The organism is Parahoeflea olei, from assembly GCF_001703635.1.
GTDB lineage: Bacteria > Pseudomonadota > Alphaproteobacteria > Rhizobiales > Rhizobiaceae > Hoeflea > Hoeflea olei.
The window spans coordinates 74108-83710 of sequence record NZ_LQZT01000023.1; the positions used below are offsets into that span (position 1 = coordinate 74108).

Consider the following 9603-nt stretch of genomic DNA (forward strand, 5'->3'; position numbering starts at 1 on the left):
CAGATAAAACGGAAAGCGGCTCCGATTGACTGGCCGTGCGCGATAATCGCGCCCCGGCCCGGCTCAACCGTGCCGCTTGAGCCGCACCAGCGCCAGGTCCAGCGCCGAGAGAAACCGCGAGCGGTCCTGGCGGGAGAACGGCGCCGGCCCGCCGATCTGGGCGCCGCCGGCGCGAAGATCGGCCATGATCGCCCGCGTCGCCACCGCCATGCCGATCGAATCGGGCGTGAACGGCTTGCCGGTATGGCTCATCACCGCCGCGGCGCCCGCCTTGATGCAGCGCTCGGCCAGCAGGATGTCGGCGGTCACCACCACCGCGCGCGCCGTCACATGCTCGACGATGCGGTCGTCGGCGGCGTCGAAATTGCCCGGCACGATCTCGCGTTCGACCAGCGGATCGGCCTCGATGCGGAAGAAGCTGTTGGAGACGAAGGTCACGCGCACGCCATGGCGCAGCGCCACCTTCACGCATTCTTCCCGCACCGGGCAGGCGTCGGCATCGACCAGAAGGCGAATGGGCGGGGTGTCGTCGGAAGGCTCCATGCCGGCTCTCTACCTGCTGTCGGCCGCTTCGCCAAGCCCGGTGCTCCGCCCGGGCCGGATTAAGCCGCTTCGCGCGCCCGCGTGAGCATGCCGAACAGGTCGCGCGGGTCGTCGGGATCGGCGATCATGTCGAGCTGGTCGTAGAGCCCGGTGGCGAGCGCCTTCTCGTGCACGTATTTGAGTGCGGCGAAATCCTCGATGGCAAAGCCGACGCCGTCGAACAGCGTGATCTGCGCGGCCGAAGTGCGGCCCTTGGCCTCACCCGAGATCACCTGCCACAGCTCGGTGACCGGATGGTCGGAGGGCAGCTGCTGGATCTCGCCCTCGATCCGCGTCTGCGGCGGATATTCGACGAAGATCTCGGAGCGGAGCAGGATGTCGCGGTGCAGCTCGGTCTTGCCCGGGCAGTCGCCGCCAATCGCGTTGATGTGGATGCCGTCGCCGACCATGTTGTCGGTCAGGATCGTGGCATACTGCTTGTCGGCGGTGCAGGTGGTGACGATCTTGGCGCCCTCCATCGCCTCCTGCGAGGAGCGGCAGGCGGTGCCCCTGAGCCCGGAGGCCGCAAGGTTGCGTGCGCATTTGGCGGTTGCCGCCGCATCGATGTCGTAAAGCCGCACCTCCTCGATGCCGCAGACCGCCTTGAACGCCAGCGCCTGGAACTCCGACTGCGCGCCGTTGCCGATCAGCGCCATCACCTTGGCGTCTTTCGGCGCGAGGTGTCGCGCGGCCATGGCCGAGGTGGCGGCGGTGCGCAGCGCCGTCAGCATGGTCATTTCCGACAGCAGCACCGGATAGCCCGAGGCGACCTTGGCGAGCAGGCCGAAGGCGGTGACCGTCTGCAGGCCCTGGCGGGTGTTGGTGGGGTGGCCGTTGACATATTTGAAGCCGTAGAGCTCGCCGTCCGAGGTCGGCATCAGCTCGATCACGCCGTTTTCGGAATCGATCCCGAACCGGGGCGTCTTGTCGAACAGGTTCCAGCGCACGAAGTCACGCTCGATCGCGTCGGCGAGCTCGCGCAGCATGGTCTCGATGCCCACGGAATGGACCAGCCGCATCATGTTCTCGACGCTGATATAGGGAACGAAGGCGAGGGGTGAGGGGGGTGTCATGAAAGTCTCCTGCTGAAAAACATCAAGGGGAAGTCCGGGTCAGAGGCTGCGGGTCACGCGGTCGAACACCTTGCGGCCCATCAGGCTCGCGGTGAGATCGACCACCAGCCGCGCGGTGCGGCCGCGTTCGTCGAGAAACGGGTTGAGCTCCACCAGGTCGAGCGAACTGACGAGGCCGGATTCGTGCAGCATTTCCATCACCAGATGGGCTTCGCGGAAGGTGGCGCCGCCCGGCACGGTGGTGCCGACCGCCGGCGCGATCGAGGGGTCGAGAAAATCGACGTCGAAGGACACGTGCAGCAGCCCGTTTTCGGCGCGCACGCGGTCGAGAAAGGCCTTGAGCGGCGCGACGAAGCCGCGCTCATCGAGTTCGCGCATATCGACCGGAACGAGGCCGTGCTCGCCCATCGCCGCGCGTTCGTCCGGATCGACCGAGCGGATGCCGAACAGGCAGATCCGCTCCGCCGGCACCGGGCAATCGAAGGGCGGGAACGCCTCGAAGCCGCCGAGCCCTGCGACATAGGCGACCGGCGTGCCGTGCAGGTTGCCCGAGCGCGTGCTTGCGAGCGTGTGGAAATCGCTGTGGGCGTCGAGCCAGAGCAGGAACAGCGGCCGGTTCTGTGCGGCAGCGTGGGCCGCCACGCCCGCGACCGTTCCGAGCGACAGGCTGTGGTCGCCGCCCAGAAACACCGGAAACCCCTCGGCCATCGCCGCGCGGGCGGCCTCGGCAAGCGCATTCTGCCAGGCCACCGTTTCGCCGAGCGAATGCACCGCGGGGTTGTCGCAGCCGAGCGGAGCGGCGGGCCGGGGTGTCACGTCGCCCCGGTCGCTGACCCGGCAGCCGAGCTCTTCGAGCGTGGCAGCGAGGCCCGCCACCCGGTAGGACGCCGGCCCCATCAGGCAGCCGGGATTGGACTGGCCGCTGTCGACGGGCGCGCCGACAAGGATGCAATGCTGGTTCATGGTTTCCCCTCTTTGGCTCATCCGTCGCAGAGCGGACTGGCGGTTTGAAGGGGGAATATTGCCGGTTTGCGCGCCGAAACGGCCCCTGCGTCAGCCCGGTTTGCCAATTTGGCAAAGGGTTCGCGGCCGAAAACCCGTGGCGGGTGAATTCTCCGTCCCGATTTGGCGCTTTGAAATCCGATCCGGCTCAAATATGATCAAATCGAAAACCTTGCTTCCCAGATCGAAAGCAATCCATGTCAAATCTGGATGACGTCGACAGCCGGCTCATCGCCGAACTCAGGCGCGACGGCCGGGCCTCCATTTCCGATCTCGCCGCCAAGCTGAAGCTCGCCCGCGCGACCGTGCGCGGCCGCATCGAACGGCTGATCGCGAGCGGCGAGATCGCCGGCTTCACCGTGCTCACGCGCGCCGACGTGACGGCGGCGCCGGTGCGCGGCCTCACGCTGATCGGCATCGAGGGCCGGGGCACCGAGCGCATCATGGCGCAGCTGCAGGGCATGCCGGCGGTGCAGGCGGTGCATTCGACCAACGGCCGCTGGGACCTGATCGTCGAGGTGGCCGCCGAGACGCTGCAGGAGCTTGACGACACGCTGGTGCGCATCCGCCGCATCGAGGGCATCACCTCAAGCGAGACCAACCTGCTGTTGTCGACGCGGCGGCCGCTCAAGCGACCCTGACCGCTCGTCCGGTCCGTGCGGCGGTTCGATGCCGTCCAAAGGGTGGAACCCTTGTCCGGGGTGGGGCGTTGAGGGGGAGACATTCCAGCGGACGGGAGAGGGCCTGCGCAAGGCGCGCAGACTGCACCGACCGCCCGCAAACGCGAAGAGGACGAAGGCCATGGACACCCAGGACATCACCCGCGATATCGCCGGCATCGTTGACGATCCGGCGCTTTCGAAATCCCAAAAGATCGACAAGCTCGAATCGATGCGCGAGAACGCCCGCGCCGAGATGCGCGCCGCCAGCGAAAGCGCCATGGTCGACGACAACCGGATCGGCGACGAACTCAAGCATCTCGACGAGGCACTCGACCGGCTCGGCTCCGAGAAACGTTCGATCGAGGACGGTGGCGGCGCGACGCTTTGAGGCGTGCCAAGTCCGCTGCGCCCTCGGGCAGCGGAAATCTCGGCAGAGACGGTGTCAGTCGCGCACGGTAATCGTGTCGATGCGGCCGTTGATCTGCGCCCCGAGCGGCAATCCGCGCGCCAGGAACGGCTCGTAGCCCCGCTCGGCCATCACCGCGATCGTCCGCTCGATGTCGTAGGCGACGCGGTGCAGCGTGACGTCGCCCTTGTGCCAGATCGCATAGGCCGCGCGCGGATCGCCGTCGCGCGGCTGCCCCACCGAGCCCGGATTGCAGAACAGTTTTTCGCCGAAGCGATGGGCGCACTGCACATGGGTGTGGCCCACGAACAGCACGTTCACGCCGTCGGGGAAGATCTGCGCGTCTATCTCCCGCACATACTGGTCGAGCGGGTCGTCCGGCCCGCCATGCACCAGCAGCACGTCGCCATCGCGAATGAACGGCCGGGCGCATGAAAGCCAGGCGACGCTCTCGGGCGACAGCCGTGTGCGATGGTCGTCGATGACCGAGGCCACCACTTTCGAGCGCTCGCAGTTCCGTCCGGTGGTGATGTAGCTGTCGTGGTTGCCGAGAATGCAGGGAATATCCGCCGCCATAAGCAGCCGGCAGCACTCCTCGGGCTCGGCATGGTAGCCGACCACGTCGCCCAGGCAGATGAACCGCTCGCAGCCGCGCGCCCGCGCATCCGCGAGCACGGCTTCGAGCGCGGCGAGATTGGCATGAATGTCAGACAGGATCGCCAGCATGGCAGACATGGTCCTCGTTGTAGCGCAGCGCGGTGCCGTAGCGGATCTTCGGCTCGGCCGGGCGCCGGCCTTCGAGCAGGTCGTCGATGCACATCTCGGCCTCGAAGAAGCCGAAGGCCGCGCGCAGCGAACAGCTGCTCGAAAAGCGCGGATTGATCTCAAGCAGATAGGGCGTCTCGCCATCCATCCGGAACTGCAGGTTGGTCGGCCCCTTCGGCCGGAAATGACGCATGATCCGGTCGGTGAGTTCGGAAATCGCGGGATGGTCCACGACCTCCGCCGCGCCGGTATGGCCCGCGCGCGCCAGTGTCCGGCGCATGATGATAGGACCCAGATAGTCGCCGTCGCCCAAGCCATAGGCGCCGACGGTGTATTCCGCGGAGTCGGGGCCGACGATCGCCTGGATCAGCCAGTCCTCGCCGTTTCGGTCGGTCCAGTAGTCGAAATCCCGCGCGGTTTCGAGCCGGACGATGCCGGCCGAGGCTTCGCCGCGCCGCGGCTTCATGAGAAGCGGCCCGGGTCCGAGGACCGCAATGGCTTCCTCCCAGCTTTGCGGCCGGGCAGTGGGAATGACCGGGAAGCCCGCAGCTTCGTAAGCCGTGTAGAAATCGAGCTTGTCGGCGCAGAGCGCGATCAGCTCCGACCGGTTGAGCGCCACCGCCACACCGAGATCGGCGAAGACGGCGCGGTTGCGGTCGAAGAACAGCATGTCGATGCTGATGCCCGGCAGGATCAGGTCGATGCCCTCGCGCTTCACCAGATCGCGCCAGAAATCGAGATAGGCCTCTGTGTCTTCTCCAGCCTGGGGCTTTTCGGCCACGCCGTCGCAGAAGGTGCGCGCAAACGGCGTGATGCGCCGGTCGATACCGATGATGCGGGCGCGGCCGCCGGGGGCGAGCGAGCGGGCGATGCCCTGGCCGATCAGCGCCCCGACCCCGGTGACGGCAACCGTGTAGCGGCCCGAAGGGTCACGCATCGGCGACCTCGAGTTCGAACAAGAGCGCCACGCACAGATCCGGGAAATCGACGCCGACCTTCAGCATCGCCTGCAGGTTTGCCTCCATGTCGTCAAGCGTCTTGAGCACGGCAAGCGGCAGCGGCTTGAGGTAGATCCCTTCCTCGAGCGTCGAGCGGTAGCCCGTGGCCTCGATATCGGCGCGCAGCGTGTCGCGGCAGTAGTTGCGCTTGTGGCCGAGCTCGTGGTCGGTGGCATTGAGATCGTAGATGTCGTCGATCATGCCCATTTCCAGCCCGTAGCGCCGGTTGAGCGACTTGGCATTGGGGACCGCGACATAGAGCTTGCCGCCCGGCGCGAGGAAATCCCGGTAACGCGAAAGGATCAGGCGCGGATCGTCGACATGCTCGAGCACGAAGCCCATCACGATCACGTCGAAGCGCCGCTCCGGCGTGTAGGTCTCGAAATAGCCTTCGGCCAGCCGGCCGCGATACCAGGGATTGTTCGCCTTGAAATGCGCGATCACGCGCGGCGAGCCCTCGACCACCTCGTGATGGTCGGTCATCGCCGCGAAATAGGGCACCGTGTAGCCGTGCCCAAGGCCGAGCTCCAGCAGCGAACCGACATGGCCGATGCGGGCCTCGATCCGCTTCGGGTACCAGTTCATCATCAGGTCGTTCTCGATCTCGACGGTTTTGTCGGCGAGATATTTGCCGGATACGGCGTCCAGGTCTTCCATGGGCAGTCCTCCGGGTCGGGGTTCAGTCAAGAAAGAAGAGGCGGGTCTTGCGCGCCTTCAGCGGCTCGACCGTGTCCATGATGGCGCGTGCCTGCAGCGGATTGAGGCCCACGAAGACGGCGTCGAGATCGGCGGGCGCGTCCTCGGGCGCGCGCACTTCGAGGCCGTTCGACCGGGTGCCCCTGAGAAACCGGTTGCGGTCGAGAAAGCAGGCGACACGGTCTGGCCGCGTGAGCGACGACAGGATGAAATGGCCGTAGACGCCGGCGCCGTAGATGGCGATCCGCGCGTCCTCCGCTAGGCTCGCCTCCTGCTCGCCGATGCGCGCGCCTGCCCGCGACCAGAACGCCGCTAGCTGTTTGACTTCCGCCTCCGATCCGGGGATTTGGGCGGCCGTATGGGCCTGCGGCCGGGCGGCCTTGCAGGTGACGACAAAGGCTGCGGCATGCGCGCTCTCGTCGATCTCGATCCCGCTGAACCCCGCGCGTTCGAGCATGGTCGTGAGCGAGCGCCGGCTGAAATGGTTGACGTGGTCGGCGACGATGAAATCCGCCGGGTTGGCGTGCATGTTCGGCACCAGGAAATAGAAGGTTCCACCCGGGCGCAGCAGCGCGCTGATGGCGGCCAGCGTCTCCTGCAGCGCGGGGATGTGCTCGAGCGCATAAAACGACATCACCACGTCGAGGCTTCCGGCCCAGGCCGGGTCGGGCCGGTGGGTGGCGGTCTGCGCGGGCACCGGGAAATCGCCCCAGAAGCTGCGATACTTGTCGGTGACGTCGAACAGATAGGGGACGACATCCGGCCGCGCGGTGACGATGCGGCGCAGCGTGGCGCCCTTGGCCGAGCCGTAGTCGAGCACCTTGGGGCTGCCGGAAAGCCCGAGCTTTTCGAGCGCGACGGCCGCCTGGTGCTCCGAGCGGTAGATTTCCCGGCCGTCGCGGATCTCGTAGAGCTGGTCGTCGTCCTCGCCGCCCTCGTTGATCGAGTAGATCTCGGCGTAATAGCGCTCGAGATCGGGCAGTTCCGCGGTCTGCACGTGATCGCAGGCGCGGCAGTGGAAGATTTCCGTCTGCCCCTCGATCACCACGTTCATGGTGGTGATCGAAGAGCCTTCGCCGCCCCGGTAGACGGGCGCGGCGAGAGCGGCCCCGCAGACATTGCAGGCGCTCATGGCTGCGGCTCGCGCACGAAATTGTCGGGAAACACCGCTTCCACGTCGGTGCCGGCGGTGATGGCGGCTTTCCAGCCGATCTTCATGCCGACCGGATCCCGGTAGTTGAAGAACCGCCCCTGCACGGACCAGCGTGCCCGCGTCGAGCGGTTCTCGCCGGAGCCGTGGATGGTCAGGAAATCCATCAGCACCAGGTCGCCCGGCTCGGTCAGCGGCGCGATCTGCTCGTATTTCGACACGACGGCGTCCTCGTCGTGGATGCCGATCTGGTAGGCGCCCTGCTTGCCGGCATAGGTCGTGCCCCGGCTGTAGACGCAGAGCCCGTCCCTGTGCGATCGCGGCAGGATGATCACCGGCCCCATGTCCTGGCGCACGGGCACGAGCGGGGTCCAGAACACGATGCCGTCCATGCTCTGCGGCTGGAACAGGAACTCCTGGTGCCAGTGCGAGCGGAACTTGTCCTCGTTGGGATTGTCGATGCGGATGCCGTAGGAGGCGGCGCCGATGCCGGCATGGTCGGTGTCGCGCAGCGCCTTGAACAGCGATTCCGACTTCCGGTGCGAAATCAGCCGCAGGAAGGACGGGATCTGCTTGACGAGATCGTAGATTTCGCTCGCATGCCGGCGGTCGGTCTCGAGCAGCCTGTGGTAGTCGCGGTCGAAGCTCGCCGGGTCGAAGGGGATCCGGTCGAGCGCGATGCCGTGGCGCTGAGCCACCAGCCCGATGATCTCGTAGGCATCGCGCTGGATCGGCACGATGTCTTCTTCGAGATCAAAGAAGCCCTTGATCAGGAGATAGCCTTCGGCATCGAAAAAAGCGCGGTCTTCTGCACGGATCATGGGACAAGGTCCAAGAGTTCACAAGGGACTATGCGGATCCGTGTCATGCGGTCCGGCGCCGGGTTCCTGGACCCGGCAAGCCAAGCGGCGGCCGGGCGGCGACCCGAATCAATCGAGGCCCAGTATAGGTATCTTCGCCCCCGAACGGGAGACCCGGCCCGGTACCGGGCAAACCACCGGGCGCGGGGCCCGGATCGTCCTCAGAAATCGATCTGGAACCGGCGCAGCACGCCCAGCGAAAACGTGAACTGGTCCTTCGAACCCTGCGCGGTGATCGGCGAGCGGGCCGCGTCGCCGGTCAGCCGTGTCCAGCCGGCGCTGCCTTCGAGCGCCCAGGCGTCGTTGATCTGGTAGCGCATCCCGGCCTCGAGCCCTGCGCCGATCAGCCCGCCGCTGGCCCGGGTGGCGGGAAAGCGCGCTGAGGCTTCCGCCGGGCTCACGCCGAAATAGGTGTTGGTATAGGTGCTGTCGGCGAAGGCCAGCCGCGGCCCGCCGTGGAAGGTCCACTGCTCGTGCGGGGTGACGATCAGATCGGCGCCGATTTCGCCGCGGAAGCCCTCGTGGCCGCCGAAACCGCGCCGCACTTCGCCCATCAGCCGGAACTGGCCCACCTGATAGCGCGCCGCCACGCCGAGTTCGACCGCCGCATCGATCGTGTTGAGGCCGGCGAGTTCCGGCGCATGCTTGGCCGAGCGTTCGCCGACGACGTTGAAGGCGGGGCCGAAGGACAGGCCCTCGTCGCTGCCGCCGCCGAAGGTGAGGCCGTTGGGCAGGGTCAGGCGCTTGACCCGGATCAGCGGCACCGGCGACAGGATCAGCTCGCTCGAGCCCGCATAGCGCGGGGTCACCTTGCCGGCAGCCCCGAGGTCGAAGACGATTCCCGATTGTGCTGTGCCCGTATCCTGGGCCATGGCGCCTGACGTGCCGGCCGCGGCCACGGATGCGAAAACGAGGACGCCGGCGGCTTTCAGGTAAAGTGTCATGACGTGATCCTGATGCAATTGTCTTGGTACTGTGTGCAAACCAGCATAGCCGCTCAAGGTTAACAAGGCTGGGCACGGATAAAAACCGGACGGGTTTTCTTGCCTGCCTCCCTTTTCGGGCGCCGTTTCATGCAAATCGTCGATTAACATTTGCCCGGCGCCTGAACCCTTTCGCCGCTCTCACGGGGGAAATCGCGCCGTGTCCGGAGCGGGGGGACGGGAGGGACACGGGCAGAACCGTGGGGCGCGGCCGGAGGAGGGGCATCCATGTGATTTTACTGGTTTTGCTTGCAGATCCCGGAAAGGAACGGGATGTGCGAGGAAAAATGCCGGGGTCATCTCATCATCTTGATGTCATTGCCGAATATGTCGCGGACGCAGGTGTCGGATAATTTCGCCGGAAGGAATGATTACATGATGGGTCTGTCAATCCGGCGAGTTCTGCTTGATTCCATTCCGCTCCGA

The 9603-nt window shown here is 66.3% G+C and carries 11 protein-coding genes; 2 read left to right on the plus strand and 9 right to left on the minus strand.

All coding sequences use genetic code 11. The annotated features are described in order from the left end of the window. Positions 1–63 precede the first annotated feature (63 nt). The 3 genes from AWJ14_RS13275 to rocF are packed head-to-tail and all read right to left on the minus strand — an operon-like array spanning position 64 to position 2618. Positions 64–543: a YaiI/YqxD family protein gene (locus AWJ14_RS13275; RefSeq protein ID WP_083220252.1), complete on the minus strand. Its 480-nt coding sequence runs from the start codon at positions 541–543 to the stop codon at positions 64–66. A 59-nt stretch (positions 544–602) separates the two neighbouring features. After that, on the minus strand, positions 603–1655 hold the full coding sequence (locus tag AWJ14_RS13280; RefSeq protein WP_066179963.1) for an ornithine cyclodeaminase: 1053 nt from the start codon (positions 1653–1655) through the stop codon (positions 603–605). 39 nt (positions 1656–1694) lie between these two features. Then, positions 1695–2618 carry an arginase gene (gene rocF / locus AWJ14_RS13285; RefSeq protein WP_066179966.1) on the minus strand — a complete coding sequence of 308 codons (924 nt, stop codon included), beginning with the start codon at positions 2616–2618 and terminating at the stop codon, positions 1695–1697. Between the two features lie 236 nt (positions 2619–2854). On the opposite strand from rocF, the gene AWJ14_RS13290 reads away from it, so the two are divergent. Together AWJ14_RS13290 and AWJ14_RS13295 are read left to right on the plus strand one after the other, a co-directional pair. Beyond that, positions 2855–3298 (plus strand): Lrp/AsnC family transcriptional regulator, encoded by a 444-nt coding sequence (locus tag AWJ14_RS13290; protein WP_171904880.1) that lies wholly within the window; start codon positions 2855–2857, stop codon positions 3296–3298. A 160-nt stretch (positions 3299–3458) separates the two neighbouring features. Then, positions 3459–3707 (plus strand): hypothetical protein, encoded by a 249-nt coding sequence (locus tag AWJ14_RS13295; RefSeq protein ID WP_066179969.1) that lies wholly within the window; start codon positions 3459–3461, stop codon positions 3705–3707. A gap of 54 nt (positions 3708–3761) precedes the next feature. On the opposite strand, the gene AWJ14_RS13300 is transcribed toward AWJ14_RS13295, so the two are convergent. The 6 genes from AWJ14_RS13300 to AWJ14_RS13325 form a co-directional block, all read right to left on the minus strand. Further along, positions 3762–4460 carry a metallophosphoesterase family protein gene (locus AWJ14_RS13300; RefSeq protein ID WP_210183541.1) on the minus strand — a complete coding sequence of 233 codons (699 nt, stop codon included), beginning with the start codon at positions 4458–4460 and terminating at the stop codon, positions 3762–3764. After that, complete coding sequence (locus AWJ14_RS13305; protein ID WP_066179974.1) at positions 4432–5427, minus strand: ATP-grasp domain-containing protein; 996 nt, start codon at positions 5425–5427, stop codon at positions 4432–4434. Before AWJ14_RS13305 ends, AWJ14_RS13300 begins: the two co-directional genes overlap by 29 nt. Continuing rightward, positions 5420–6145, minus strand: coding sequence for a class I SAM-dependent methyltransferase (locus AWJ14_RS13310; RefSeq protein ID WP_066179977.1), 726 nt, complete (start codon positions 6143–6145; stop codon positions 5420–5422). Before AWJ14_RS13310 ends, AWJ14_RS13305 begins: the two co-directional genes overlap by 8 nt. Positions 6146–6167: 22 nt before the next feature. Next, entirely contained in the window at positions 6168–7316 is a 1149-nt protein-coding gene (locus AWJ14_RS13315) for a class I SAM-dependent methyltransferase (RefSeq protein WP_066179981.1), read from the minus strand. Beyond that, on the minus strand, positions 7313–8155 hold the full coding sequence (locus AWJ14_RS13320) for a phytanoyl-CoA dioxygenase family protein (protein WP_066179984.1): 843 nt from the start codon (positions 8153–8155) through the stop codon (positions 7313–7315). Before AWJ14_RS13320 ends, AWJ14_RS13315 begins: the two co-directional genes overlap by 4 nt. Positions 8156–8355: 200 nt before the next feature. Then, positions 8356–9138: a MipA/OmpV family protein gene (locus tag AWJ14_RS13325; protein WP_066179986.1), complete on the minus strand. Its 783-nt coding sequence runs from the start codon at positions 9136–9138 to the stop codon at positions 8356–8358. Positions 9139–9603: the final 465 nt, after the last annotated feature.

Coding starts and splice junctions, on each gene's coding strand:
- AWJ14_RS13305 (WP_066179974.1), bottom strand. CDS start 5,427: ATGCGTGACCCTTCGGGCCGCTACACGGTTGCCGTCACCGGGGTCGGG.
- rocF (WP_066179966.1), bottom strand. CDS start 2,618: ATGAACCAGCATTGCATCCTTGTCGGCGCGCCCGTCGACAGCGGCCAG.
- AWJ14_RS13300 (WP_210183541.1), bottom strand. CDS start 4,460: ATGTCTGCCATGCTGGCGATCCTGTCTGACATTCATGCCAATCTCGCC.
- AWJ14_RS13280 (WP_066179963.1), bottom strand. CDS start 1,655: ATGACACCCCCCTCACCCCTCGCCTTCGTTCCCTATATCAGCGTCGAG.
- AWJ14_RS13275 (WP_083220252.1), bottom strand. CDS start 543: ATGGAGCCTTCCGACGACACCCCGCCCATTCGCCTTCTGGTCGATGCC.
- AWJ14_RS13320 (WP_066179984.1), bottom strand. CDS start 8,155: ATGATCCGTGCAGAAGACCGCGCTTTTTTCGATGCCGAAGGCTATCTC.
- AWJ14_RS13315 (WP_066179981.1), bottom strand. CDS start 7,316: ATGAGCGCCTGCAATGTCTGCGGGGCCGCTCTCGCCGCGCCCGTCTAC.
- AWJ14_RS13310 (WP_066179977.1), bottom strand. CDS start 6,145: ATGGAAGACCTGGACGCCGTATCCGGCAAATATCTCGCCGACAAAACC.
- AWJ14_RS13295 (WP_066179969.1), top strand. CDS start 3,459: ATGGACACCCAGGACATCACCCGCGATATCGCCGGCATCGTTGACGAT.
- AWJ14_RS13290 (WP_171904880.1), top strand. CDS start 2,855: ATGTCAAATCTGGATGACGTCGACAGCCGGCTCATCGCCGAACTCAGG.
- AWJ14_RS13325 (WP_066179986.1), bottom strand. CDS start 9,138: ATGACACTTTACCTGAAAGCCGCCGGCGTCCTCGTTTTCGCATCCGTG.